Origin of the sequence: Streptomyces sp. NPDC093546 (assembly GCF_044765045.1) — a bacterium.
GTDB lineage: Bacteria > Actinomycetota > Actinomycetes > Streptomycetales > Streptomycetaceae > Streptomyces.
Genome location: NZ_JBIWJG010000001.1, coordinates 90,702 through 115,447 on the forward strand (window position 1 = coordinate 90,702; position 24,746 = coordinate 115,447).

The following is a 24,746-nucleotide window of genomic DNA, read 5'->3' on the forward strand; positions in this document are numbered from 1 at the left end:
GGGCGCGGCACCATGGCACCGTGACAGAAGCTGAGATCGTGCCGACCGGTGTCGGTGACGCCCGTATCACCTGGTACGCCGCCGAGGGCGACGCCCGCCTCGTCCTGGCCCTCGGCCACGGCGCCGGGGGCGGTGTCGAGGCCCGGGACCTCCAGGCGCTCGCCGCGAGCCTGCCCGCCGCCGGGGTGACCGTCGCCCTCGTCGAACAGCCGTGGCGCGTCGCCGGGAAGAAGCTCGCCCCCGCGCCCAAGACCCTCGACGCCGCCTGGCGGGACCTGTGGCACGCCCTGCGCGTGCCCGGCCTGCCGATCGCGGCAGGAGGGCGCAGCGCCGGGGCCCGGGTCGCCTGCCGCACCGCCCGCGAGCTGGGCGCCCGGGCCGTCCTGGCGCTGAGTTTCCCGCTGCACCCGCCGGGCAGGCCGGAGAACTCCCGGGCGGACGAGCTCCTCGGCGCGGGCGTACCGACCCTCGTCGTCCAGGGCGGGAACGACCCCTTCGGCAAGCCGGCCGAGTTCCCGCAGGGGCGGGAGGAAGGCCGGTACGAGCTCGTGGAGGTCCCCTACGGGGACCATGGGTTCGCCGTGCCGAAGCGGGCGCCGCTGACCCAGGAGGAGGCGCTCACGGTGATCACCGGCGCGGTCGGGACGTGGGCGGGTGCCCTGCGGGAATGAGGAGCCGGCAGGACGTTGTTGTGACGGGCGTCGGTGAACAGAGCAGAGCCAGGAGAGGGAGTCCGTCGCATGGGTTCGATGATCTGCCCGAGCCGGTCCACGGCCACTGAGCTGGAGTGGACCGTGCTTCCCGCGGCCAGGACCGTCCCTGTCCGGGCACCGGGCGGAGCGAATCGGAAGGGACTGGCGCCGGAAGGTCGACTATTCTCCGATTCGAGCGGGTCCGCACTCGGTCTCGCCACAGCGCTGGAGGAGGTGGGTCCGGTCACTGGGACCGACACAGGGACCAACGAAGGCCCCGAGGAGACGGAGTCCGAGCGCAACGCGCGCTTCGAGCGGGACGCCCTCGGCTACCTCGACCAGATGTACTCCGCGGCCCTGCGCATGACGCGCAACCCGGCCGACGCCGAGGACCTGGTCCAGGAGACGTATGCCAAGGCGTACGGGTCCTTCCATCAGTTCCGGGAGGGGACCAACCTCAAGGCCTGGCTGTACCGGATCCTCACCAACACCTTCATCAACTCGTACCGCAAGAAGCAGCGGGAGCCCCAGCGCAGCGCCGCCGAGGAGATCGAGGACTGGCAGCTCGCCCGCGCCGAGTCGCACATGTCCACCGGTCTGCGCTCCGCCGAGTCGCAGGCGCTGGACCACCTGCCCGACTCCGACGTGAAGGAAGCCCTCCAGGCCATCCCGGAGGAGTTCCGCATCGCCGTGTATCTGGCCGACGTAGAGGGCTTTGCGTACAAGGAGATCGCGGACATCATGGGGACGCCCATCGGTACGGTGATGTCCCGACTGCACCGTGGCCGCCGCCAGCTGCGCGGCATGCTCGAGGACTACGCCCGCGAACGCGGACTGGTCCCCGCGGGCGCCGGAGAGTCGTCGAACAACGGGAAAGGCTCGGGCTCATGAGCTGCGGAGAGCCGCACGAGACGGAATGCGCAGAGGTCCTGGACCATCTCTACGAGTTCCTCGACCGTGAGATGCCCGACAGCGACTGCACCAAGTTCGAGGTGCACTTCGAGGAGTGCTCCCCGTGCCTGGAGAAGTACGGGCTGGAGCAGGCCGTGAAGAAGCTGGTCAAGCGGTGCTGCGGCCATGACGACGTGCCGAGCGACCTGCGGGCCAAGGTCATGGGCCGCATCGAGCTGATCCGCGCGGGCGAGACCGTGCCCGACCACGACGTGTCCGCCGGGCCCGCACCCGCCACCCAGGAGTGAGCGCGGGGCCGATCTGCGGGTCTGTCACCCGAAGGGGCTAATCGATTCCGTCCGCCGCCACCGGAAGGGCACCGGCTCGTAGCCTGGCGCTCGATTCGGAGGGCCGGCGGGAGGCGGAAACGGTGGCGGGCATTCCGGTGGGGGCTTGGGCTTACCTCGCGGGCGCCGTGCTGTGCGCCTCCGCGTGCGCGCTGCCCGCGCTCGACCCGGCCGCCGAGACCCCGTGGGGAGCGGTCGCGCTCCTCGCCGCGCTCTACGCCTTCTGCGAGTGGCCCGCCCGGTGGTCGGCCACCGGCCGCGCGACCTGGCGGGTGCCCGGCGGCTCCTCCGTACCGGTGAGCGCCGGGTCGTTCTTCCCCGTCCTGCTCGCCGCCGCGCTGCTGCTGCCGCCCGCCGCGGCCGCCCTCGTCGCCGTACCCGGGGCCCTGGCCGCCCCCGTAGAGCAGCGGCCCGCCGCACCCCGGCGGATCTGGCGCGCCGCACGGCTGGCCATCGCCGCCTGGGCGGCCGCGTGGGCCGCCGCCCGGACGTCGGTCGCCTTCGGCGGCGGCCCCGACGCCCTGGCGGCCGCGCCCGGCTTCCCGTACGTGCTGCTCCCCGCGAGCGTCTCGACGCTCGCCTTCTGCCTCGTTCTCACCGCCCTCGACGGCGGGATCCTGGCCACCGCCGAACGCCTGCCGCTGCGCAGCGCCTGGCGCGGGCTGCTGCCGCGCTCGCTGGCGCCGCACGCCGTGCACGGGCTGGCCGGGCTGATGATGGCCGTCCTGTGGCGCAGCCCGTACGGCTGGCCCGCCGCGCTCTTCGTGCTGCTGCCCATGTACGTCTCCTGCTGGATGTTCGCGCAGGTCCACCGCGAGCGCGCCGCCCACCAGGCGACGATCCGGGCCCTGGTCCAGGCCGTCGACATCAAGGACACCTACACACGCGGCCACAGCGAGCGCGTCGGCCACGCGTCGGTGCTGATCGCCCGCGAGCTGGGCATGGACGAGGCGCGCCTGGAGGTGATCCGCTTCGCCGGGATCCTGCACGACGTCGGAAAGCTCGGCGTGCCGACGCGGGTGCTGCGCAAGGACGGGCCGCTGACCCCGGAGGAGCGGCGGGTGATCGAGCTGCACCCGGAGTACGGGCACGAGATGGTGCGCGGCATCGGGTTCCTCGGGGAGGCGCGGGCGGCGATCCTCCACCACCACGAACGGATGGACGGCAGCGGCTACCCGTACGGGCTGAGCGGCCGCCAGATCCCCGAGTTCGCCCGGGTCGTGGCCGTGGCGGACGCCTTCGACGCGATGACGTCGACCCGCTCCTACCGCCGCGCGCGGCCGATCGCCACGGCGCTGGCGGAGCTGGAGCGGTGCGCGGGCACGCAGTTCGACCCCCGGATGGTACGGGCCCTGGTGCGGGCGCTGGAGCGGCACGGCTGGGAGCCGGCCGTCACCGCCGACGACTCCCGCGACCCGGCACGCCGAAACGTCCCTCCACCGCGTGACCGGCCGCGCCCCCCGGAGCCGCCGCCCCCCGGCACGTCCGAGGGCGCCGCGGACACCTCGCGGGGCCGGGCCCGGTGAGGGCGCTCAGGGCCGTCCACGCGACGGCCGCCGCGCTCACCACCGCCGGGCTCGCCTGGACGCTGTGGCACGGCATCGCCGAGCCCGGCACCGCGCTCGCCTTCGGCCTGCTCATCGCGGTCGGGGAGCTCGCCCGCTGGGCCGCCCGGCCCGGCGTGGCGGCGCCCGTGCTCGCGGAGCCGTGGGGGCGCGAAGCCGCGCCCCTCGGTGCCGCCGGGGCGCTCGCGTACGCCCTGCTCGGCGAGTCCGCCGGGCGGCCCACCACGCACGGGGTGCTCCAGACGGTCGCCGTCGTCTTCGCCGCGGCGCTCGCCGGAGCCGTACCGCACGTAGCCCGGGGCTGCGGGCCGGCGCTGGACCACCTGGCCCGCCGAGTGCTGACCACGGCGTTCGCCGCCGTCTGCTTCCAGCCCCTCTACAACTCCGGCCGGCTTGACCAGACCGTCGGACAGGGCCCCTTCTACGCCCTGTTCCTGGTCCTGCTGCTGGTGCTGACCGCCCTGTGCGACGCCGTCCTCGCCGCCCTCATGCTGCGGGCCCGCACCGGATACCGCTTCGGGCCCCTCCTCCGCGACGAACTGCGCGCCCTGCTCGGCGTCGGCTCCGCGGTGTGCGCGACCGGTGCCGTCATCGCCCTCGCCGTCGCGGCGGCCGGACTGTGGGCGCTGCCCCTCTTCTGCGTGCCCCTGCTCCTGACCCAGCTGTCCTTCCGCCGGTACGCCGCCGTCCGGGCCACGTACCGCCAGACCATCGCCTCCCTCGCGCGTGCCACCGAGATCGCCGGGTACACGACCCCGGGACATGCCCACCGGGTCGCCGCGCTCAGCCTCGCCGTGGGGCGGGAGCTGGGGCTGTCGGAACCCGACCTGACCGTGCTGGAGTACGCCGCACTGATGCACGACATCGGACAGCTGTCCCTGGTCGACCCCGTACCCGAGGGCGCCACCGCCCTCCTCCCGGCCGCCGAGCAGCGGCGCATCGCCCTCCTCGGCGGGGCCGTGGTCCGCCAGACCGGCGTCCCGGCGGCCGTCGCGGTCGTCGTGGAGCGGCAGGCCGACCCGTACCGGGAGCAGCCGCTGCCCGCCCGGATCGTCCGCGCCGTCAACGCGTACGACGACCTGGCGGGGGAAACCGCTCAGGGGTCCCTCACCGCCCTGGAACAGCTGAGGCTGGGCACCGCGCGCGACTACCACCCCGCGGTGGTGGAATCCCTGGCCAGAGTGGTGGCCCGGGGCTGCGTCACCGGTCGCACACCTGGGTAACCCATGGGTAATGAGCGGGCGCCCGACCCGGCATGGTTGGATGCGAACAAGAGGGTGTCCGGGGGCAGAGACCTTCAGCGGAAGCGACCGGCAGACCGGCAGGCGGGAATCGTGAGGATCTTCGGGAAGGTACGGCATCGGCCCTCCGCCTCGTGGCGGCAGGCCACCGACCGCGCGTTCACGCTGATCGGGGACGGGCGGTACGAGGACGCGGGGGCGCTGCTGACGCGCGCGGCGGACCTGGAGCCCTGGCTCTCGGAGTCCTGGTTCAACCTGGCGCTGCTGCACAAGTTCCGGCACGACTGGGAGCAGGCGCGCACGGCGGGCCTGCGGGCGGTCGCGCTGCTCGACAAGGACACCGGCGCCCCGGACTGGTGGAACGTCGGCATCGCCGCCACCGCGCTCCAGGACTGGCCGCTGGCGCGCCGCGCCTGGCAGGCGTACGGCCTGAAGGTGCCGGGGGACGCCGCGGCGAGCGGTGAGCCGACCGGGATGGAGCTGGGCAGCGCCGCCGTACGGCTGTCGCCGGAGGGCGAGGCCGAGGTGGTGTGGGGCCGCAGGCTCGACCCGGCCCGGATAGAGGTGCTCTCCATTCCGCTGCCGTCCTCCGGCCGGCGCTGGGGCGAGGTCGTCCTGCACGACGGGGTCCCCAATGGAGAGCGCACCACGTCCGCCGGGCACAGCTTCCCGGTGTTCGACGAGATCGAGCTGTGGGCGCCGTCGCCCGTACCGACCTGGGTGGTGCTCCTGGAGGCGGCCACCGAGGCCGACCGGGACGCCCTGGAGCAGCTGGCGGCCGACGCCGGGTTCGCCGCCGAGGACTGGTCCTCGTCGGTACGGCTGCTGTGCCGGCCCTGCTCCGAGTCGCGCATGCCGAGCGCCGAGGGCGAGGGCGAGCACCTGGACCCGCACGACCACAGCGAGCCGGGGCACCCGGGGCCGCTCGGGCACCGCTCGCCGGGCGAGCTGTGGGTCCCGGAGCGCGAGTGCGGCATCGCGGCGCCCGCCGGGCTGGTGCGCGGGCTGCTGGACGGCTGGGTGGCCGACAGCCCCGACAGCCGCGAGTGGCGGGATCTCGAAGAAGTCTGCTGAGCCGGGCCGTAGGCTGTACCAGCACATCAGGCACGCATGCATCGGGTACTGAGAAAGGCGCAGAGGCGGACATGGCGCAGCAGGAGACGGTTCCGTACGTCGACGACGAGGGTTTCATCATCGACACGGAGGACTGCGAGGAGCGCGAGCGCGCCCACCGGGAGCGCGGCACGTCCCGCCCGATCACCGTCGTCGGGAACCCGGTGCTCCACAAGGAGTGCAAGGACGTCACCGAGTTCGACGACTCGCTGGCCCAGCTGATCGACGACATGTTCGCCAGCCAGCGGACCGCGGAGGGCGTCGGTCTGGCGGCCAACCAGATCGGTGTGGACCTGAAGGTGTTCGTCTACGACTGCCCGGACGACGAGGGCATCCGGCACGTGGGCGTCGTCTGCAACCCCGTGCTGGAGGAGCTGCCGCCGGAGCTGCGCGTGCTCGACGACTCCAACGAGGGCTGCCTGTCCGTCCCGACGGCGTACGCCTCGCTGGCGCGGCCTGACTACGCCGTCGTGCGCGGCCAGGACGCCAAGGGCAACCCCATCAAGGTGCGCGGGACCGGGTACTTCGCCCGCTGCCTCCAGCACGAGACGGACCACCTGTACGGCTACCTGTACATCGACCGGCTGTCGAAGCGGGACCGCAAGGACGCGCTGAAGCAGATGGAGGCGGGTACGCCGCGCTATCCGGTCGTCGCCAACGACTGACCTGTACGAGCCCGAAGGGCCCCGCTCACCCGGTGAGCGGGGCCCTCCTCGTACGTCAGAGGTCAGAAGTCCTCGTCGAGGTCGACCGAGCCCTCCACCGCCACCTGGTAGGCGGAGGGGCGGCGCTCGAAGAAGTTCGTGAGCTCCTGGACGCCCTGGAGCTCCATGAACGAGAACGGGTTCTCCGAGCCGTACACCGGCGCGAAGCCGAGGCGCATCAGGCGCTGGTCGGCGACGCACTCCAGGTAGGCGCGCATGGAGTCGGTGTTCATGCCGGGCAGGCCGTCGCCGCACAGGTCGCGGGCGAACTGCAGCTCCGCCTCGACGGCTTCCCGCAGCATGTCGGTGACCTGCTGCTGGAGCTGGTCGTCGAAGAGGTCCGGCTCCTCCTTGCGGACCGTGTCGACCACGTCGAAGGCGAAGCTCATGTGCATCGTCTCGTCGCGGAACACCCAGTTGGTGCCGGTCGCCAGGCCGTGCAGCAGACCGCGCGACCGGAACCAGTACACGTAGGCGAAGGCCCCGTAGAAGAACAGGCCCTCGATGCACGCGGCGAAGCAGATGAGGTTGAGCAGGAAGCGGCGGCGGTCGGCCTTCGACTCCAGCCGGTCCAGCTTCTCGACGGAGTCCATCCACCGGAAGCAGAACTCCGCCTTCTCGCGGATGGAGGGGATGTTCTCCACGGCGGCGAAGGCGGCCGCCCGGTCCTCCGGATCGGGGAGGTAGGTGTCGAGCAGCGTCAGATAGAACTGGACGTGCACGGCCTCCTCGAACAGCTGCCGCGACAGGTACAGCCGCGCCTCGGGGGAGTTGATGTGCTTGTAGAGCGTCAGCACCAGGTTGTTCGCGACGATCGAGTCGCCCGTCGCGAAGAACGCGACCAGCCGGCCGATCAGGTGCTGCTCGCCGGGCGTCAGCTTGGCGAGGTCGGCGACGTCGGAGTGGAGGTCGACCTCCTCCACGGTCCAGGTGTTCTTGATGGCGTCCCGGTAGCGCTCGTAGAAGTCCGGGTAGCGCATGGGGCGGAGGGTGAGCTCGAAGCCCGGGTCGAGAAGGTTCTTCGCAACGGACATTACTGGCAGGCCTCGCAGGACTCGGGGTTTTCCAGGGAGCAGGCGACCGCGTCCTCCGGGGTCACCTGGGCGGGTACGGGGGCGGACGCCTGGGCGGCGCGCGCGATACGGGTCGCCGGGCGCGAGCGCAGGTAGTACGTCGTCTTCAGGCCCTGCTTCCAGGCGTACGCGTACATCGACGACAGCTTGCCGATGGTCGGCGTCTCCATGAACAGGTTCAGCGACTGCGACTGGTCCAGGAACGGCGTACGCGCCGCCGCCATGTCGATCAGGCCGCGCTGGGGGATCTCCCACGCCGTGCGGTACAGCGTGCGGATCTCCTCCGGCACCCACGAGAAGCCCTGCACCGAGCCGCTCGCCTCGCGCAGCGCCTCGCGGGTCTGCGCGTCCCACACGCCGAGTCGCTTCAGGTCCTCCACCAGGTACGAGTTGACCTGGAGGAACTCGCCGGACAGCGTCTCGCGCTTGAAGAGGTTGGAGACCTGCGGCTCGATGCACTCGTACACACCGGCGATCGAGGCGATCGTCGCGGTCGGCGCGATGGCGAGCAGCAGCGAGTTGCGCATGCCGACGGCGGCGATGCGCTCGCGCAGGGCGGCCCACCGCTCCGGCCAGGTCAGCTCGGTGTCGTAGTGGTCCGGGTGCAGCACGCCGCGCGCGGTGCGGGTCTGCTCCCAGGCGGGCAGCGGGCCGTTGCGCTCGGCGAGGTCGGCGGAGGCCTCGTACGCCGCCAGCATGATCCGCTCGGCGATCCGCGTGGACAGGGCGCGCGCCTCGGGGGAGTCGAACGGCAGCCGCAGCTTGAAGAAGACGTCCTGGAGGCCCATCGCGCCCAGGCCGACCGGCCGCCACCGGGCGTTGGACCGCCCGGCCTGCTCGGTCGGGTAGAAGTTGATGTCCACCACCCGGTCGAGGAAGGTCACGGCGGTGCGGACGGCCTCGTCCAGCCGCTCCCAGTCGATGTCCCCGCCGCTGACGAACGCGCCGAGATTGACCGAGCCGAGGTTGCAGACGGCGGTCTCGCCGTCGTTCGTCACCTCGATGATCTCGGTGCAGAGGTTGGAGGAGTGGACGACCGCGCCGGGCTCGGCGGTCTGGTTGGCCGTACGGTTCGAGGCGTCCTTGAACGTCATCCAGCCGTTGCCGGTCTGGGCCAGGGTCCGCATCATCCGCCCGTACAGGTCACGGGACGGCATGGTCTTGCGGGCGAGACCCTTGGCCTCGGCGGCGCGGTACGCGGCGTCGAACTCGTCGCCCCACAGGTCGACCAGCTCGGGCACGTCCGACGGCGAGAACAGCGACCACTCGGCGTCGGCGTTGACCCGGCGCATGAACTCGTCCGGGATCCAGTGCGCGAGGTTGAGGTTGTGGGTGCGCCGGGCGTCCTCGCCCGTGTTGTCGCGCAGCTCCAGGAACTCCTCGATGTCCGCGTGCCACGTCTCCAGGTACACGGCGGCCGCACCCTTGCGCCGCCCGCCCTGGTTCACGGCCGCGACCGAGGCGTCGAGGGTCTTCAGGAACGGCACGATGCCGTTGGAGTGCCCGTTCGTGCCCCGGATCAGCGAACCGCGGGCGCGGATGCGCGAGTACGACAGGCCGATGCCGCCCGCGTGCTTCGACAGCCGCGCCACCTGGTGGTAGCGGTCGTAGAGGGAGTCCAGCTCGTCCAGCGGCGAGTCCAGCAGGTAGCACGACGACATCTGCGGGTGGCGCGTACCGGAGTTGAACAGCGTGGGCGAGGAGGGCAGGTAGTCGAGGCGGCTCATCAGGCCGTACAGCGCGGCGACCTCGTCCAGGGCGCGCACGCTGTCGTCCTCGGCCAGCCCGCAGGCGACCCGCAGCAGGAAGTGCTGCGGCGTCTCGATCACCTTGCGCGTGATCGGGTGCCGGAGCAGATAACGCGAGTAGAGCGTGCGCAGCCCGAAGTAGCCGAACCGGTCGTCGGCCGCCGGATCGACCAGCCCGTCCAGCCGCTCGCGGTGGACGCGGACGAACGCGGCGGTGCGGTCGGCGATCAGCCCCTCGCGGTGGCCCACGGCGACGGACCCGGAGAACGAGGTGACCCCCTGCGAGGCCGCCTCCGCCGCGATGCCGATGGTCAGCAGCCGGGCCGCGAGCCGCGAGTACGCCGGGTCCTCGGCGATCAGGCCGGCGGCCGCCTCGGTGGCGAGCTCCCGCAGCTCCGCCTCGTCCGACCCGGCGTGCCGGCCGCGCAGCGCGGCGGCGGCGACCCGGCCGGGGTCGGTGTCGGGCAGGTCGGCGGTCAGGTCGGTCAGGGTGCGGAGCAGTACGGTCCCGGGACCGTCGCTCGCGTCGTTCCCGTCGCTCTGGCTCGCTGACACCGGTTCGGCTGGCGCGATGGTCACGTGGGGCTCTCCCTCGCTCGGCTCGGGGCCACCGGCGGCGCGGGCAGGGGAGCGGGGCGCCACCGGGCACAGGGGCGCACGTATCCGCGTCCACCGGCCCATTCCGCGAGGCCCGGACGTCTGGGCACCCGGACCGGACGGCCGGGCGCGCTGCCGGCAGGTGCTCGGACTCGTGGAGGCACAAAGGCACACCAACACACCGTTGCGGGACAGTTCCGGATTCGCACCGGATTCCCCTGCGGCGACAGCGAGATGAGCATACATGTGGGGGGCGGTCGCTGGACCGCCCCCCACATCTTGTGTCGGCCGACACAAGTCATGCCCTCACAGATGCAGCGCGTACGTGTGCAGCGTGACCCCGGGAACCGGGGTCCAGTCGCGCTCCGGGGTCCGTACGAACCCCAGCCGCTCGTACACCCGGTGGGCCGCCCGCATCGCCTGCTGGGAGGAGAGCACCACCCGGCGGCAGCCGTCGGTCGCCCGCGCCCGCTCGACGCACGCCCGGACGAGCGCCTCCCCGGCACCCCTCCGTCGGTCCTGGCGCGCGACCGCGAGCATCCGGATCTCGGCCTCGCCGTCCCCGGCCGTCTCTGCCAGAGGCCCGCCGCCCGCCACGAACGTCACGCCGCCCACCAGCCGCTCGTCCCGCTCCACGGCCACGAGGACCTCGGCCTCGGCGGCCCGGCGGGCCACGTCCCGCAGTTCGATCAGATACTCGTCGCTGTCGGCGAAGGCCAGCAGCCCGTCGCCGAGGTACGCCTGCGCCGTGAGCTCGCCCAGCGCCTCGTGCTCCTCCGGCCGTACCGCCCTGATGGTGATGTCCATGGGCTCAGAGTGCACAAGAACGGGCCGCCGCGCTTCCGCTGGGGAAGCGTGACGGCCCGTCGTACGCGGATGGGTCAGTCGTGCGGCCTCAGTGGCCGGAGCCCGCCGTGGCCTTGGGGAGCTCCACCTGGACGCCCGGGTCGCCCGCGTCCGCCGTGTAGTCCTCCGGCGAGGTCTCGTCGATGCCCTCCGGAGCCTTGACGGCCTTGAGGACGAAGGTGAGGACGACCACGACCAGGGCGTTGAGGACGAACGCGGTGAGGCCGATGTAGCCGATCTCGCCGATGCCGGGGATCTCGGCGGACGAGCCGCCGAAGTGCTTCTGGGTCGGGCTCGCGACGCCGTACGCGGCGGCCGTGCCGTAGACCATGCCGACCGCCCAGCCGGCGAGCAGCGCCCAGCGGTGGAACCAGCGGGTGAACAGGCCGCCCACCAGCGCCGGCAGGGTCTGGAGGATCCAGATGCCGCCGAGCAGCTGGAAGTTGATGGCGACGGTCTTGTCCATGGTGAGGACGAAGGCCAGCGCGCCCACCTTCACCAGCAGCGACACCAGCTTGGACACCTTCGTCTCCTGCTCCGGGGTGGCGTCCGGTTTCAGGAAGTCCTTGTAGATGTTGCGGGTGAAGAGGTTGGCCGCGGCGATGGACATGATGGCCGCGGGGACCAGCGCGCCGATGCCGATGGCCGCGAAGGCGACGCCCGCGAACCAGTCCGGGAACATGTTCTCGAACAGCTGCGGGATGGCCAGCTGGCCGTTCTGCACCTTCACGCCCGCCGCGATCGCCATGAAGCCGAGCAGCGCCAGCAGGCCCAGCATCAGCGAGTACAGCGGCAGGATCGTGGTGTTGCGGCGGATCACGTCACGGCTGCGCGAGGAGAGCGTCGCCGTGATCGAGTGCGGGTACATGAAGAGCGCCAGCGCCGAGCCGAGCGCGAGGGTCGCGTACCCCCACTGGCCCATCTCGCCCGGCACCAGGGCACCGCGTGGCTTGTCGGTCGCCGGGTTGACCTGCGCGTACGCCTCGCCCGCCTTGCTGAAGATCTCGTCGAAGCCGCCCAGCTTGATGGGGATGTAGATGATCGCCACCGCGATGACGATGTAGATCAGCGTGTCCTTGACGAAGGCGATCATCGCTGGCGCGCGCAGCCCGGAGGAGTACGTGTACGCCGCGAGGACACCGAAGGCGATCAGCAGCGGCAGGTCCTTGATGAACCAGTGCGTGGTCTCGCCGCCGCCCACGCCCATCACGTCCAGCACCGCCTGGATGCCGACGAGCTGGAGCGCGATGTACGGCATGGTGGCGAGGATGCCGGTCAGGGCCACCGCCAGCGACAGGCCCTTCGAACCGAAGCGGCCGCGCACGAAGTCGGAGGTGGTGACGTACCCGTGCTTGTGCGACACCGACCACAGGCGCGGCAGGAAGGTGAAGATCAGCGGGTAGACGAGGATCGTGTACGGGACGGCGAAGAAGCCCGCCGCGCCCGCCGCGTAGATGGCCGCCGGGACGGCGACGAAGGTGTACGCCGTGTAGAGGTCGCCACCCAGCAGGAACCAGGTGATCCAGGTGCCGAACGACCGGCCGCCCAGGCCCCATTCGTCCAGGCTGTGCTCGTTCTCGGCCTTGCGCCAGCGGGAGGCCATGAAGCCCATGACCGTGACGGCCAGGAAGAAGAAGATGAAGACGGCGAGTGCGACGCCGTTCACGCCGTCCTTCACTGCGACGCACCCCCCTTGCGGGACCGCTGGTCACGGTGCCACAGCTTGTACGCCACCATCGTCAGCAGGGTCGATATGACGACCCAGGCCATCTGGTACCAGTAGAAGAACGGGATCCCGATGAGCGTCGGCTCGACCTTCGCGTACGAGTCGACCCAGAGCATCGCCACGAACGGCGCGAGCAGGCAGAGCGCCACCACCACCCGCACCGGGGTGACCACTGGTTGTTTCTCCTGTGTCATACGGCGTCCCGTCCCCTCACTGATCACCTGGCGTCGTGCGCACGCAATCTAAGGGACCGTTCCGCGCCATGGAACCCCGGTCCGCATAACGGACGTGTCTCGGGCGGACCGGGGAGGCCGGGGTGGGGGAGGGCCGTGGCCGGGGGCGGGTGTCAGCCGTTCGGGCGCTTCAGCCGCGCCACGAACTTGTACCGGTCGCCCCGGTACACGGAGCGCACCCACTCGACCGGGTGGCCGTTCTCGTCCAGCGAGTGACGCGACAGCATCAGCATCGGCAGGCCGACGTCCGTGCCGAGCAGCCCCGCCTCGCGCGGTGTGGCCAGCGAGGTCTCGATGGTCTCCTCGGCCTCCGCGAGCCGGACGTCGTACACCTCCGCCAACGCCGTGTACAGCGAGGTGTACTTGACCAGCGAGCGCCGCAGCGCGGGGAAGCGCTTCGCGCTCAGGTGCGTGGTCTCGATGGCCATCGGCTCGCCGCTCGCCAGCCGCAGCCGCTCGATGCGCAGCACGCGCCCGCCCGCCGAGATGTCGAGCAGCCCGGCGAGGGTGTCGTCGGCCGTGACGTACCCGATGTCCAGGAGCTGCGAGGCGGGTTCGAGGCCCTGGGCGCGCATGTCCTCGGTGTACGAGGTCAGCTGGAGCGCCTGCGACACCTTCGGCTTCGCGACGAACGTCCCCTTGCCCTGGATGCGTTCCAGGCGGCCCTCGACGACCAGCTCCTGAAGCGCCTGGCGCACGGTGGTGCGAGAAGTGTCGAACTCGGCGGCGAGCGTGCGCTCCGGGGGCACCGGGGTGCCCGGGGGCATGGTCTGCGTCATGTCGAGCAGATGCCGCTTGAGCCGGTAGTACTTGGGCACGCGTGCGGTGCGAGTGGCCGTCCCGGTCTCGCTCTCGGTGCTGCCGCCCCCGTCCGTGGCCATGGCCGCCCGCCTTCCCGACTCCTGTGCTGCTGCCGTCACCGGCTCCTCCGTCCCTTGCGGCTCACATGGTGGCACGGACCGGTCACGGGTCGTCGCCCCTCCTCAGGTGTCGGTCTCGTAACGGAGCCGACTGCCCTTCTTATACACCCTTGACACCCCAGAAGGTCTAGGCCAAGCTCCGGGCTACTGGTCTAAACCATTAAAGACCGGTCCCAGTCCCACGGGCAGCACGGGCAGTACACGTACACGTCGTATGGCCGTCGTATGGCTTCGCGGTGGGGGCAAAGGGTTGCAGGCATCCTGAGGAGGGTGGCGTGAAGCGCAAGCTCATCGCGGCGATCGGCGTCGCGGGCATGATGGTCGGCGTGGCGGCGTGTGGTTCCGACAAGGGCGGGGACGCCGCGGGGGGCGGCGCCAAGGAGCTCACCGTCTGGCTGACGGTCGACGCCCAGAACAACTGGCCGGACCTGGTGAAGGCGGCCGACGACGCGATGGCGCAGAAGTACCCGGGCATCAAGATCAAGCACGAGTACTACGGCTGGCCGGACAAGAACGCCAAGCTCGACGCCGTACTCGCCACGGACAAGGCGCCGGACGTGGTCGAGATGGGCAACACCGAGATGCTCGGCTACATGGTGAAGGGCGCCTTCGCCGAGGTCGACCCGAAGAAGTTCGAGCAGTCGGACCAGTGGCTGGACGGACTCAAGGAGTCCGTCACCTACGAGGGCAAGACCTACGGCGTCCCCTACTACGCCGGCGGCCGCGTGGCCACGTGGCGCAAGGACGTCGCCGCCGAGGTTGGCGTGAAGACCCCGCCGAAGACGTACGCCGAACTGACCGCCGCCCTGGACAAGATCCAGGCGAAGAAGGGCGACAAGTTCAGCGGCTGGTACCAGCCTTCGCCGGACTGGTACGCCGCGATGTCCTTCGTGTACGACGCGGGCGGCTCCATCGCCAAGAAGGACGGCGACACCTGGAAGGCCAACCTGTCCTCGCCCGAGTCCCTCAAGGGCCTCAACGAGTACAAGAAGGTCCTCGACACCTACATGAAGGCCGACAAGACCAAGGACGAGTCCGACCGTCCGATCGTCTTCGGCCAGGGCAACGCCGCGATGATCTTCGCGGCCGCCTGGGAGGGCGGCACCGCCGCCGACCCGAAGAACGACAAGACGGGCAAGCTCAAGGACTCCCTCGAGAACTTCGTGATGCCCGGCCCGTCCGGCAAGAACATCCCCGTCTTCCTCGGCGGTTCGGACCTCGCCATCCCGGTCAAGTCCAAGGCGCAGGACGTCGCGGCCGAGTGGATCAACGCCTACACCGGCGCCAAGGGCCAGAAGGGTCTGCTCGCCAAGGGCAACCTGCCCAACAACAAGACCGACCTCGCGACCCTGAAGGCCGACCCGAAGACGGCGGTCGCCGCCACCGCGGCCGAGTCCAACTGGTTCGTCCCCATGGCACCCGGCTGGGGCCAGGTCGAGAAGGCGCAGACCCTCAAGACCCTGCTCCAGGAGATCGGTACCGGCAAGAAGTCGGTCGAGGCCGCCGCGAAGGACGCGGACGCCGCGATCGACAAGGTCATCAACACCAAGTGACCTGACGCCGGGGCCCCGCCACCGCCGGGCGGGGCCCCGGCGCCCGTACGAGAAGAGGGACCGCTGTCGCGATGAGTGCCGCCGACACAACCACTGCCAAGGTGCCGCCCACGCGGCCATCGCCGGTACGGGATTCCGCCCCGACCGGTGGCCCCGCGAAGGGGCCCGGGAAGCGGGCCGGGAAGCCCGGAACCGGGGGAGCCGCGGTGCCGTGGGCGCTGCTCGCGCCCTGCCTGCTCGTTCTCCTGCTGGTCCTCGGCTATCCGCTGGTGCGGCTGGTCACCCTCGCCTTCCAGAAGTTCGAACAGCCCCAGCTGTGGGGCTTCAAGGAGCCCGAGTCCGTCGGCTTCGGGAACTTCGCCAAGATCCTCGGGGACGGCGAGTTCTGGGCCGTCGTGCTGCGGACCGTGGTCTTCGCCGCCGGCGCGGTGGTCTTCACCATGGTCATCGGCATGCTGATCGCCCTGCTGCTCCAGCGCGTCTCCGGCTGGGTCAAGACTCTGATCAACATCGCGCTGGTCGCGAGCTGGGGCATGCCCATCATCGTCGCCACCGCCATCTTCAAGTGGCTCTTCGACGCCGACTACGGCGTCCTGAACTGGCTGCTCAGCAAGGTGCCCGGCGTCGACATGATCGGGCACAACTGGTTCGCCAGCGGCCCCCAGGGCCTGGCCGTGATCATGCTGCTGGTCGTGTGGGGCGCGGTGCCCTTCGTCGTCATCACGCTCAGCGCCGGCCTCACCCAGGTGCCCAAGGAGCTGGAGGAGGCCGCGCGCCTCGACGGCGCCGGCGCCTGGGGCGTCTTCCGGTACGTCACCCTGCCGATCCTCAAGCCGATCATCGTGATGCTCACGACGCTGTCGGTGATCTGGGACATGGGCGTCTTCCCGCAGGTCTTCGTGATGCGCAACGGCCACCCGGAGGCCGAGTTCCAGCTCCTGACGACGTACTCGTACGACAAGGCCTTCGTGGTCAACGACTACGGCGGCGGTTCGGCGATCGCGGTCGTCACCGTGGTCCTGCTGCTCGGTGTCGTCGCCGTGTACATGCGTCAGATGCTCAAGATCGGAGAAGTCGAGTGAGCGCCACGACCACCGCGCCGCGCACCAAGCCCGGGGGTACGTCCGAGGGCGCGTCCGCGCGCAAGCCCGGCGGCAAGCTCGGCTGGAACCTGATCGGCCTGCTCGTCTTCGTCTCCATCGGCTTCCCGGTCTACTGGATGCTGAACACGGCGTTCAAGCCGGCCAAGGACGCCATCGACCCCGATCCGCACTTCTTCCCCCGCACGTTCACCCTGGAGAACTTCGAGCGCGCCCTCCAGATCGCGGACTTCTGGGGGCCGGTCGGCCGCTCGCTGGTCGTCTCGTTCGTCGTCGTCCTCATCGGCATCGTCGTCGGCCTGCTGGCCGCGCTCGCCATCTCGCGCTTCGCCTTCCGCGGCCGCAAGATCGTGATCGTCGGCATCCTCGCGATCCAGATGGTCCCGCTCGTCGCGATGATCATCCCGGTCTTCCTGCTGCTCAACGACCTCGGTCAGTACGACAAGCTCACCGGCCTGATCATCACGTACCTCACCTTCATCCTCCCCTTCACGGTGTGGACGCTGCGCGGCTTCATCGTCAACATCCCCAAGGAGCTGGAGGAGGCGGCGATGGTCGACGGCTGCACCCGCACCGGCGCCTTCGTCCGGGTGGTGTTCCCGCTGCTCGCCCCCGGCATGGTCGCGACCTCCGTCTACGGCTTCATCCAGGCCTGGAACGAGTACCTGTACGCCCTGATGCTGATGAGCCAGCAGAACCAGACGGCCACCGTCTGGCTGGGCAACTTCACCACCAAGAACGGGACCGAGTACGCCCCGATGATGGCCGGCGCCACGATGATGGCCGTTCCCGTCGTCATCCTCTTCCTCCTCGTCCAGCGCAAGATGGCCGCGGGTCTGACCGCCGGCGCAGTGAAGGGATAACGGCCCTCCATGACGACCCTCGTACGCGGTGCCTCCCCGACCCTCGTCCGGGACGCGCTCACCGTCCTGCAGCCGGGCTTCACCGGCACCACGCCGCCCGACTGGCTGCTGCGCCGCATCGGCGAAGGGCTCGCCTCCGTCGGCGTGTTCGGGCGCAACGTCACCGACCCCGAGCAGCTGACCGCGCTGACCGCCCGCCTGCGGGCCGAGCGGGACGACCTCCTCGTCGCGATCGACGAGGAGAGCGGCGACGTCACCCGCCTGGAAGTGCGCACCGGCTCGTCCTTCCCCGGCAACTACGCGCTCGGCACGGTCGACGACACCGACCTGACCCGGGCGGTGGCGGCGGAGCTCGGCCGCCGGCTCGCCGCCTGCGGCATCGACTTCGACTGGGCGCCCTCCGCGGACGTCAACTCCGACCCGGACAACCCGGTCATCGGCGTACGCGCCTTCGGCGCCGACCCGCAGCTGGCCGCCCGCCACACCGTGGCCTACATCGAGGGCCTGCAGTCCGCCGGCGTCGTCGCCTGCACCAAGCACTTCCCCGGGCACGGCGACACCAATGTCGACTCGCACCACGCGATTCCCCGCATCGATGTGGACCTCGCCACACTGCACGCCCGTGAGCTGGTACCTTTCCGCGCCGCCATCGCCGCGGGTTCCAAATCGGTGATGAGCGCGCATATCCTGCTTCCCGCGCTCGACCCGGACCGCCCGGCGACCCTGAGCCCGCAGATCCTCACGGGTCTGCTGCGCCAGGAGCTGGGCTACGACGGCCTGATCGTCACCGACGGCATGGAGATGCAGGCCATCGCCTCGACGTACGGGATCGAGCGCGGCTCCGTCCTCGCGCTCGCGGCGGGCGCCGACGCCCTCTGCGTCGGCGGCGGCCTGGCGGACGAGGGGACCGTACTGCGGCTGCGCGACGCGCTGGTGGCGGCGGTACGGACCGGCGAACTGCCCGAGGAGCGGCTGGCCGACGCGGCGGCGCGGGTGCGCTCGCTCGCCTCCTGGACCCAGGCGCACCGGGCCAGGGGGGCTGAGACGGGGCCGGGCGCGGCTTCAGAGGAGGGGACCGCGCCCGGCGCCGACATCGGTCTCGTGGCGGCGCGACGGGCGCTGCGCGTCACGGGCACGCGCGAGCCGCTCACCGGCCCGGCGTACGTCGCCGCCTTCACCCCCGTCACCAACTTCGCGGTGGGCGACGAGACCCCGTGGGGCGTCGGCCCCGAGCTGGCGCGGCTGCTGCCGTCCACGACGACCGGTACGTACGCCTCCGACGTGGCCGTGGACCGGGTGCTGCGCGACGCGGGGGAGCGGCCGATCGTCGCGGTGGTGCGGGACACCCACCGCCACCCGTGGATGGCGCGGACACTGGACGCCCTGGTGACGGCCCGCCCCGACACGGTCGTGGTGGAGATGGGCCTGAACCAGGCGCCGCCGCGCGGGGCGCTGCACATCGCCACGCACGGCGCTGCGCGGGTGTGCGGCACGGCGGCGGCGGAGGTCATCGCGGGCGTCGCCTGAGCATCGCGCGTACGCCGAGGGCCCGGCTCCGGGGGGAAGCCGGGCCCTCGGCGTTGCGCGTGAGCCGTACGCGCGCGTCAGATGCCCTGCCAGGCGGGCTTGTTCGCGTAGGTGTGCCGGAAGTAGTCGGCGAGCTTCAGCTTGGACGCGGCGGCCTCGTCGACGACGACCGTGGCGTGCGGGTGCAGCTGCAGCGCGGAGGCGGGTACGAGCGCGGCGACCGGCCCCTCGACCGTCTGCGCGACCGCTTCCGCCTTGCCCTCGCCGGTGGCGAGGAGCACCAGGTGGCGGGCCTCCAGGATGGTGCCGATGCCCTGCGTGATGACGTGGTGCGGCACCTGGTCGATGTCACCGTCGAAGAAGCGCGCGTTGTCCACGCGGGTCTGCTCGGTGAGCGTCTTGATGCGGGTGCGGGAGGCCAGCGAGGAGCACGGCTCGTTGAAGCCGATGTGCCCGTCGGTGCCGATGCCGAGGATCTGGAGGTCCACGCCGCCCGCCTCGGCGAGCGCCCTGTCGTACGCCTCGCAGGCGGCCTGGACGTCCTCGGCGGAGCCGTCGGGGCCCATGAAGGCGTCGGAGCTCAGCCCGAGCGGCTCGACGACCTGGCGCAGCACGGTCGAGCGGTACGACTCGGGGTGGCCCACGGGCAGCCCGACGTACTCGTCGAGCTGGGCTATGCGGGCGCGCGAGGCGTCCACGGCCCCGGAGCGGACCTTGGCGATCAGCGCGTCGTAGATGGGCAGCGGGGTCGAGCCGGTGGCCACGCCGAGCAGAGCGTCGGGCTTGCGGCGCAGGAGGGCGGCGATGCCCTCGGCGATCAGCTCGCCGCCTGCCTTGGCGTCCTGGACGATGACAACTTCCACGCTGGGCCTGCCGATCTGATGGGTGTCGGGTGACTATGTGGTATAGACCAATCTAGCAGAATGGCCCTCTCCGCTGGCGGGTTCTCACGGGCCCGTGTTCGACTGGTGCGCATGAGCGAGCAGCCGGGCCGGATCATGGCGGGGGAGATGGCGGAGCAGCCCGCGGTGCTGCGACGGATCCTCGACCAGGGTGCGCCGCGGATCCGGGCGGTCGCCGAGGCGATCCGGGAGCGCCGGCCGCGCTTCGTCCTGCTGACGGCGCGCGGCACGTCGGACAACGCCGCGCTGTACGCCAAGTACCTGCTGGAGATCCGGCTGGGCCTGCCCTGCGGCCTGACCTCCATGTCCACGACCACGGCGTACGGCGCCAGGCCCGACTACGCCGACGTCCTGGTCGTCACCGTCAGTCAGTCCGGCGGCTCCCCGGACCTCGTCGCCTCCACGCGGGCGGCGCGGGAGGCGGGCGCGATCACCCTGGCGGTCACCAACAACCCCGACTCGTCGCTGGCGGCGGTCTCCGAGCATCACATCGACATTCTGGCGGGCCCCGAGAAGGCGCTGCCCGCCACCAAGACCTACACCGCCTCGCTCCTCTCGCTCTACCTCCTGGTCGAGGGCCTGGCCGGCGACGGCGGGCCCGCCGCCGCCGAGCCCCTCCCGGACCGGGCGGCGTCCGTCCTGGAGCGGCGCGACGAGGTCCGCGCCCTGGCGGCCCGGTACCGCTTCGCCGAGCGCATGGTCATCACCTCGCGCGGCTACGGCTACCCCACCGCGAAGGAAGCGGCCCTGAAACTGATGGAGACCAGCTACATCCCGGCTCTCTCCTACTCCGGCGCCGACCTGCTGCACGGCCCGCTCGCCATGGTCGACAACATCTCGCCCGTCATCGCCGTCGTCCCGGACGGCAAGGGCGGCGAGGCTCTCCAGCCGGTCCTCGACCGCCTCCGCGGCCGCGGCGCGGACCTCGTGGTCATCGGCCCCCGCCCCCAGGTCGAAGCGGCCTCCGCGGGCTTCGTCCTCCCGACGGAGGGCATCCCGGAGGAGCTCCAGCCGATCCTGGAGATCCTCCCGCTCCAGCTCCTCGCCTACGAGGTCACCATCGCCCGCGGCCAGGACCCGGACGCCCCCCGCGCCCTGGCGAAGGTCACCGAGACGCGCTGAGCGGTCCGGGCGGGCGCTCCCGGCTAGCGGTCCCCCGGCGGGCGGTCCTACGGCATCGAGCCGTTCGTCGCGTCCAGCCAGTGCCCCGTTATCGCGCGGGCGTCGTCCGATGCCAGGAAGGCCACCACGTCCGCGATGTCGGCGGGGGCACCGACGCGGCCCAGGGCCGAGAAGGCGGCCGCGCCCGCCCACGCCGCCTCGTCGCCACGCAGCCACGCCGCGTTCACGTCCGTGTCGACGATGCCGGGCGCCACCGTGTTGACGGTGATGCCCCGCGCGCCCACCACCTTCGCCAGATACCGCGTGAAGGTGTCCAGCGCGCTCTTGCTCATCGCGTAGGCGATCGCGTCCGGCATCAACGCCGCCCGCGACAGGCCCGTCGACACGTTGACGACCCGGCCGCCGTCCCGCATCCGGTCCAGGCCCAGCCGCGTCACGAAGAACGGCGCCTTCGTGTTGACCGCGAACACCCGGTCGTACTCGGCCTCACCGATCGTGCCGAAGGGCTCGGACGCGCCGATGCCCGCGTTGTTGACGAGGATGTCCAGGCCCTCGGCGTGCCGGTCGAACGCCGCCCACAGCGCCTCCGCGTCCCCCGGTACACCGAGCTCCTGGCCGATCGCGAAGGCGGCGCCGCCGCCCGCCTCGATCGCCGCGACCGTCTCCTTCGCGGCCGCCTCGGCGGTGCCGTAGTGCACCGCGACCCGAGCCCCTTCGCGGGCGAGCCGCTCCGCGATGCCCCGCCCGATGCCCCGGCTGCCGCCCGTGACCAGCGCTGTCCTGCCCGTGAGTACGCCCATGGCGCCGCCCCCCGTTTCTATAGCGATCGGTACAGAAAGACCGTATCAGACTTTCTTTAGTGCGCGCTATAGAATGAGGTCATGGCGACGAAACAGCGTGGCAGGCCCCGCTCCTTCGACCGTGCCACCGCCCTGGAGAAGGCGGTGATGGCCTTCTGGGAGCACGGGTACGAGACGACGTCCGTGGCCGACCTCACCCACGCGATGGGCATCGGCGCGCCGAGCCTCTACGCGGCGTTCGGCGACAAGAAGACGCTGTTCGAGGAGGCCCTCGGTGTGTACGCGGAGAGGTACGGCTCCTTCGGGAACCGCGCCCTGGACGCCGAGCCCACCGCCCGCGCCGGTGTCGCGCGGATGCTGCGGGAGGCGGCGAGCGAGTACACGGACCCGGCCCACCCGCGCGGCTGCCTGGTGATCTCGGCCGCGATCAACTGCTCGACACCCGAGGTGGAGCGGGACCTCCGCGAGCGCCGCAACGCCAATCTGGCCGGCATGGAGTCCCGTATACGCGCCGACATCGCGGCGGGTCGGCTCCCGGCCGACACGGACGCCGCCGCGCTGGCCCGCCTCAGCGGAGCCGTACTGCAGGGCATGTCGCAGCAGGCGCGCGACGGCGCGACGAAGGAGGAGCTGGAGGCGGTGGCGGAGGCCGCGATGCGCGCCTGGCCGGCGTAGCGCCCCGCGGGCACCCTGGGCGCGTGAACACGGCCCCGAACGCACCCGCGGGCCGCGGCGCCCGACGGGACCCTCAACCCGTCCGGCACCGCAGCCCGGAGTTGCCCGGCCGTCGGGTGTGCGGTCCCGCGGCCGTATGGGAGGTCCCGGACGCAGTCAGGGCAGAGAGCGCCGGGTCCTCGATCCACCCTCCTGTGCGGGGAGGGCGGAGGTCGTGTGTCGCATTGTGGACTAGACCAATCGGGTCTGTCCATCGGTAAGCAGATGGTCATCCCGCGCCCATCCTCCCTCACCGGCCGACAGAACACCAGGCGCGGTCGCACGGGTACGCTCGCACCCGTGCCCTCCATGAACGACCTCGTACGCCAGCACACCGCCCTCAGCGACTCGGACCTCGAGTGGCTCCATCTGCTGGTGTCGGAGTGGCAGCTGCTCTCCGACCTCTCCTTCGCGGACCTCGTCCTCTGGGTCCCCACCCTCGACGGCACCCGCTACGTCTCCGTGGCCCAGATGAGGCCCAACACCGGCCCGACCTCCTACCAGGACGACATGGTCGGCCATCTGGTCCCGCGCGGCCGCCGCCCGCTGCTCGACGCCGCCCTCGACGAGGGCCGCATCGTCCGTGAGGGCGACCCCGAATGGCGCGAGGAGGTCCCGGTCCGGGTCGAGTCCATCCCCGTACGCAGGGAGGGGCGCGTCCTCGGCGTCATCGCGCGCAACACCAACCTGCTCACCGTCCGCACGCCCAGCCGCCTGGAGCTCACCTACCTCCAGTCCGCGTCCGACCTCGCCCAGATGATCGCGAACGGCACCTTCCCCTACCCGGGGCAGCAGGTCGACATGGACGCCTCGCCCCGCGCCGGCGACGGGCTGATCAGGCTCGACGCGGACGGCGTCGTCCAGTACGCGTCACCCAACGCCCTCTCCGCGTACCACCGCCTCGGCCTCGCCGCCGACCTCGTCGGCCAGCACCTCGGCCAGATCACCGCCGAACTGGCCCCCTCCCGCGGGCCGGTCGACGAGGCGCTGGTCAAGCTGGCCAGCGGCTACGCCCCGCGCGAGACGGAGGTCGAGGGCAGCGGCGGCGTCATCCAGCTGCGCGCCATCCCGCTCAAGCCCAAGGGGACCCGCATCGGTTCACTCGTGCTGCTGCGGGACGTGACCGAACTGCGCCGCCGCGAGCGCGAGTTGATTACGAAGGACGCCACCATCCGGGAGATCCACCACCGGGTGAAGAACAACCTCCAGACGGTCGCCGCGCTCCTGCGCCTCCAGGCCCGCCGCATGGACTCCGACCGCGGCCGCGAGGCGCTCAACGAGGCGGTGCGGCGCGTCGGTTCCATCGCGATCGTGCACGAGACGCTCTCGCAGAACCTCGACGAGCGCGTCGAGTTCGATGACATCGCCGACCGGGTCATCTCGATGGTCGCGGAGATCTCGCCCGGCAAGGTGACCTGCCGCCGCAACGGCCGCTTCGGCATCCTCGACGCCGAGGTCGCGACCCCGCTGTCGATGGTCCTCACCGAGATCCTCCAGAACGCCCTCGAACACGCCTTCGCTCCGGGTGAGCTCGGCACCGTCGAGGTCTCCGCCGTACGGGGCGACCCGCGCGCCGCCGACGCCCGCATCCTGATCACCGTTCAGGACGACGGGCGCGGGCTGCCGGAGGACTTCGATCCGCAGCGCGCCGGCAACCTCGGTCTGCAGATCGTACGGACGCTGGTGGAGGGGGAGTTGGGCGGAACGTTCGACATGCAGCCCGCACCGGGTCGCGGCACGCGCGTGGTGCTCGACGTCCCCGTAAAAGCGCAGAAGTAACGAGGAAGTAGCGAGCGGGAACAGCAGCGAGCCCCGGACCGTGGGAGACGGTCCGGGGCTCGAACGCTTTGGGGTTACTGCTGCGCGCTGCGGCTCGGGAGGCGGGTGGGTGCGTACTCGCTGTACGCGCCGCCGGGCCTCAGGCTCGTCGCGGTGGCGTCGATCAGGCGCTGGCGTTGCGCGCCCGGTTGCGGGCGGCGCGGCGCTTCATCGCGCGGCGCTCGTCCTCGCTGAGGCCACCCCAGACGCCGGAGTCCTGGCCGGACTCGAGCGCCCACTGCAGGCACTGCTCCATGACGGGGCAGCGACGGCAGACAGCCTTGGCTTCCTCGATCTGCAGCAGCGCAGGACCGGTGTTGCCGATGGGGAAGAACAGCTCGGGGTCTTCCTCACGACAAACGGCGTTGTGACGCCAGTCCATGGCTGCTACCTCTCCTTGGTGTTGCATTCAGGTTGCTTGTGAATGTGAACGCTTTCACGAATCCCTCAACAAGTGAAGGGCCTACCGCCGGGTGGGCGTGTGGTCCTGTGATTTGAGGAGGGGTTCTGGCTTTCCCTGGAGGCCGGTTCTGCGGGCCGTCCCGATCGCCATGTAGAGATTCGCAAACCTCGGCTGCGGATACAACCCCTTCCGAGAAGTTTTTTTTGATTCCTCGGTGTCGGCTAGGTCACAGCCGTACTTCTATGGGG

23 protein-coding genes and 1 riboswitch are annotated in these 24,746 nt (G+C 71.3%); of the genes, 14 read left to right on the forward strand and 9 right to left on the reverse strand.

What is annotated here, in order from left to right; all coding sequences use genetic code 11:
* The first annotated feature begins 20 nt into the window (after nt 1–20).
* From ACIRNI_RS00440 to def, 7 genes are all read left to right on the forward strand, one after another.
* Nucleotides 21–671, forward strand: coding sequence for an alpha/beta family hydrolase (locus ACIRNI_RS00440; protein ID WP_403546993.1), 651 nt, complete (start codon nt 21–23; stop codon nt 669–671).
* A gap of 255 nt (nt 672–926) precedes the next feature.
* Nucleotides 927–1,583 (forward strand): sigma-70 family RNA polymerase sigma factor, encoded by a 657-nt coding sequence (locus tag ACIRNI_RS00445; RefSeq protein ID WP_355362581.1) that lies wholly within the window; start codon nt 927–929, stop codon nt 1,581–1,583.
* Nucleotides 1,580–1,891: a mycothiol system anti-sigma-R factor gene (gene rsrA / locus ACIRNI_RS00450; protein ID WP_355362579.1), complete on the forward strand. Its 312-nt coding sequence runs from the start codon at nt 1,580–1,582 to the stop codon at nt 1,889–1,891. Before ACIRNI_RS00445 ends, rsrA begins: the two co-directional genes overlap by 4 nt.
* Before the next feature lie 122 nt (nt 1,892–2,013).
* Nucleotides 2,014–3,456: an HD-GYP domain-containing protein gene (locus ACIRNI_RS00455; RefSeq protein WP_403546996.1), complete on the forward strand. Its 1,443-nt coding sequence runs from the start codon at nt 2,014–2,016 to the stop codon at nt 3,454–3,456.
* On the forward strand, nt 3,453–4,718 hold the full coding sequence (locus ACIRNI_RS00460) for an HD-GYP domain-containing protein (protein WP_403546998.1): 1,266 nt from the start codon (nt 3,453–3,455) through the stop codon (nt 4,716–4,718). The genes ACIRNI_RS00455 and ACIRNI_RS00460 overlap by 4 nt, the downstream gene beginning before the upstream one ends.
* Nucleotides 4,719–4,829: 111 nt before the next feature.
* A complete protein-coding gene (locus ACIRNI_RS00465; protein WP_355362573.1) occupies nt 4,830–5,810 on the forward strand; it encodes a hypothetical protein in 981 nt (326 codons plus the stop codon).
* 71 nt (nt 5,811–5,881) lie between these two features.
* Nucleotides 5,882–6,514, forward strand: a complete 633-nt coding sequence (def, locus tag ACIRNI_RS00470) for a peptide deformylase (protein WP_403547000.1) — start codon at nt 5,882–5,884, stop codon at nt 6,512–6,514.
* A 62-nt stretch (nt 6,515–6,576) separates the two neighbouring features.
* Here def and ACIRNI_RS00475 read toward each other — a convergent pair whose 3' ends face one another.
* The 6 genes from ACIRNI_RS00475 to ACIRNI_RS00500 form a co-directional block, all read right to left on the reverse strand.
* Nucleotides 6,577–7,587: a ribonucleotide-diphosphate reductase subunit beta gene (locus ACIRNI_RS00475; protein ID WP_403547002.1), complete on the reverse strand. Its 1,011-nt coding sequence runs from the start codon at nt 7,585–7,587 to the stop codon at nt 6,577–6,579.
* Nucleotides 7,587–9,953: a ribonucleoside-diphosphate reductase subunit alpha gene (locus tag ACIRNI_RS00480; protein WP_403547004.1), complete on the reverse strand. Its 2,367-nt coding sequence runs from the start codon at nt 9,951–9,953 to the stop codon at nt 7,587–7,589. Before ACIRNI_RS00480 ends, ACIRNI_RS00475 begins: the two co-directional genes overlap by 1 nt.
* Nucleotides 9,954–10,112: 159 nt before the next feature.
* A riboswitch (cobalamin riboswitch) is annotated at nt 10,113–10,189 on the reverse strand.
* Between the two features lie 88 nt (nt 10,190–10,277).
* Nucleotides 10,278–10,778: a GNAT family N-acetyltransferase gene (locus ACIRNI_RS00485; RefSeq protein ID WP_403547005.1), complete on the reverse strand. Its 501-nt coding sequence runs from the start codon at nt 10,776–10,778 to the stop codon at nt 10,278–10,280.
* An 88-nt stretch (nt 10,779–10,866) separates the two neighbouring features.
* On the reverse strand, nt 10,867–12,495 hold the full coding sequence (gene mctP / locus ACIRNI_RS00490; RefSeq protein ID WP_403547007.1) for a monocarboxylate uptake permease MctP: 1,629 nt from the start codon (nt 12,493–12,495) through the stop codon (nt 10,867–10,869).
* The gene (locus ACIRNI_RS00495; protein WP_355362562.1) at nt 12,492–12,737 is read right to left on the reverse strand and encodes a DUF3311 domain-containing protein; all 246 of its coding nucleotides are present in this window, start codon (nt 12,735–12,737) and stop codon (nt 12,492–12,494) included. The genes mctP and ACIRNI_RS00495 overlap by 4 nt, the downstream gene beginning before the upstream one ends.
* A gap of 152 nt (nt 12,738–12,889) precedes the next feature.
* On the reverse strand, nt 12,890–13,657 hold the full coding sequence (locus ACIRNI_RS00500; protein ID WP_403547009.1) for a GntR family transcriptional regulator: 768 nt from the start codon (nt 13,655–13,657) through the stop codon (nt 12,890–12,892).
* 314 nt (nt 13,658–13,971) lie between these two features.
* Between ACIRNI_RS00500 and ACIRNI_RS00505 the strand changes: the two genes are divergently transcribed.
* The 4 genes from ACIRNI_RS00505 (at nt 13,972) to ACIRNI_RS00520 (ending at nt 18,739) form a co-directional block, all read left to right on the forward strand.
* A complete protein-coding gene (locus tag ACIRNI_RS00505; RefSeq protein ID WP_403547011.1) occupies nt 13,972–15,249 on the forward strand; it encodes an extracellular solute-binding protein in 1,278 nt (425 codons plus the stop codon).
* 71 nt (nt 15,250–15,320) lie between these two features.
* Nucleotides 15,321–16,331: a sugar ABC transporter permease gene (locus ACIRNI_RS00510; RefSeq protein ID WP_355362558.1), complete on the forward strand. Its 1,011-nt coding sequence runs from the start codon at nt 15,321–15,323 to the stop codon at nt 16,329–16,331.
* Nucleotides 16,328–17,212 carry a carbohydrate ABC transporter permease gene (locus tag ACIRNI_RS00515; RefSeq protein WP_403547013.1) on the forward strand — a complete coding sequence of 295 codons (885 nt, stop codon included), beginning with the start codon at nt 16,328–16,330 and terminating at the stop codon, nt 17,210–17,212. Before ACIRNI_RS00510 ends, ACIRNI_RS00515 begins: the two co-directional genes overlap by 4 nt.
* A gap of 9 nt (nt 17,213–17,221) precedes the next feature.
* The gene (locus ACIRNI_RS00520; RefSeq protein ID WP_403547015.1) at nt 17,222–18,739 is read left to right on the forward strand and encodes a glycoside hydrolase family 3 protein; all 1,518 of its coding nucleotides are present in this window, start codon (nt 17,222–17,224) and stop codon (nt 18,737–18,739) included.
* Between the two features lie 77 nt (nt 18,740–18,816).
* Here the strand turns inward: ACIRNI_RS00520 and nagB are convergent, their stop codons facing one another.
* Entirely contained in the window at nt 18,817–19,602 is a 786-nt protein-coding gene (nagB, locus tag ACIRNI_RS00525; protein ID WP_403547017.1) for a glucosamine-6-phosphate deaminase, read from the reverse strand.
* A 111-nt stretch (nt 19,603–19,713) separates the two neighbouring features.
* Between nagB and ACIRNI_RS00530 the strand changes: the two genes are divergently transcribed.
* Nucleotides 19,714–20,763, forward strand: coding sequence for an SIS domain-containing protein (locus ACIRNI_RS00530; RefSeq protein ID WP_403547019.1), 1,050 nt, complete (start codon nt 19,714–19,716; stop codon nt 20,761–20,763).
* 47 nt (nt 20,764–20,810) lie between these two features.
* Here the strand turns inward: ACIRNI_RS00530 and ACIRNI_RS00535 are convergent, their stop codons facing one another.
* Nucleotides 20,811–21,563, reverse strand: a complete 753-nt coding sequence (locus ACIRNI_RS00535; protein WP_403547021.1) for an SDR family oxidoreductase — start codon at nt 21,561–21,563, stop codon at nt 20,811–20,813.
* Nucleotides 21,564–21,644: 81 nt separating this feature from the next.
* On the opposite strand from ACIRNI_RS00535, the gene ACIRNI_RS00540 reads away from it, so the two are divergent.
* Both ACIRNI_RS00540 and ACIRNI_RS00545 read left to right on the forward strand, forming a co-directional pair.
* Nucleotides 21,645–22,238: a TetR/AcrR family transcriptional regulator gene (locus ACIRNI_RS00540; RefSeq protein WP_403547023.1), complete on the forward strand. Its 594-nt coding sequence runs from the start codon at nt 21,645–21,647 to the stop codon at nt 22,236–22,238.
* Between the two features lie 348 nt (nt 22,239–22,586).
* A complete protein-coding gene (locus tag ACIRNI_RS00545) occupies nt 22,587–24,056 on the forward strand; it encodes a sensor histidine kinase (protein WP_403547758.1) in 1,470 nt (489 codons plus the stop codon).
* A 163-nt stretch (nt 24,057–24,219) separates the two neighbouring features.
* Here the strand turns inward: ACIRNI_RS00545 and ACIRNI_RS00550 are convergent, their stop codons facing one another.
* Complete coding sequence (locus tag ACIRNI_RS00550; RefSeq protein WP_003953983.1) at nt 24,220–24,477, reverse strand: WhiB family transcriptional regulator; 258 nt, start codon at nt 24,475–24,477, stop codon at nt 24,220–24,222.
* Nucleotides 24,478–24,746: the final 269 nt, after the last annotated feature.

What these genes read in the sequence shown, in the direction of transcription:
- ACIRNI_RS00540 (WP_403547023.1), top strand. Translation starts at nt 21,645, where the DNA reads ATGGCGACGAAACAGCGTGGCAGGCCCCGCTCCTTCGACCGTGCCACC.
- ACIRNI_RS00475 (WP_403547002.1), bottom strand. Translation starts at nt 7,587, where the DNA reads ATGTCCGTTGCGAAGAACCTTCTCGACCCGGGCTTCGAGCTCACCCTC.
- ACIRNI_RS00485 (WP_403547005.1), bottom strand. Translation starts at nt 10,778, where the DNA reads ATGGACATCACCATCAGGGCGGTACGGCCGGAGGAGCACGAGGCGCTG.
- ACIRNI_RS00545 (WP_403547758.1), top strand. Translation starts at nt 22,587, where the DNA reads ATGAACGACCTCGTACGCCAGCACACCGCCCTCAGCGACTCGGACCTC.
- ACIRNI_RS00530 (WP_403547019.1), top strand. Translation starts at nt 19,714, where the DNA reads ATGAGCGAGCAGCCGGGCCGGATCATGGCGGGGGAGATGGCGGAGCAG.
- rsrA (WP_355362579.1), top strand. Translation starts at nt 1,580, where the DNA reads ATGAGCTGCGGAGAGCCGCACGAGACGGAATGCGCAGAGGTCCTGGAC.
- ACIRNI_RS00510 (WP_355362558.1), top strand. Translation starts at nt 15,321, where the DNA reads ATGAGTGCCGCCGACACAACCACTGCCAAGGTGCCGCCCACGCGGCCA.
- ACIRNI_RS00500 (WP_403547009.1), bottom strand. Translation starts at nt 13,657, where the DNA reads ATGGCCACGGACGGGGGCGGCAGCACCGAGAGCGAGACCGGGACGGCC.
- ACIRNI_RS00495 (WP_355362562.1), bottom strand. Translation starts at nt 12,737, where the DNA reads ATGACACAGGAGAAACAACCAGTGGTCACCCCGGTGCGGGTGGTGGTG.
- def (WP_403547000.1), top strand. Translation starts at nt 5,882, where the DNA reads ATGGCGCAGCAGGAGACGGTTCCGTACGTCGACGACGAGGGTTTCATC.
- ACIRNI_RS00535 (WP_403547021.1), bottom strand. Translation starts at nt 21,563, where the DNA reads ATGGGCGTACTCACGGGCAGGACAGCGCTGGTCACGGGCGGCAGCCGG.
- ACIRNI_RS00520 (WP_403547015.1), top strand. Translation starts at nt 17,222, where the DNA reads ATGACGACCCTCGTACGCGGTGCCTCCCCGACCCTCGTCCGGGACGCG.
- ACIRNI_RS00550 (WP_003953983.1), bottom strand. Translation starts at nt 24,477, where the DNA reads ATGGACTGGCGTCACAACGCCGTTTGTCGTGAGGAAGACCCCGAGCTG.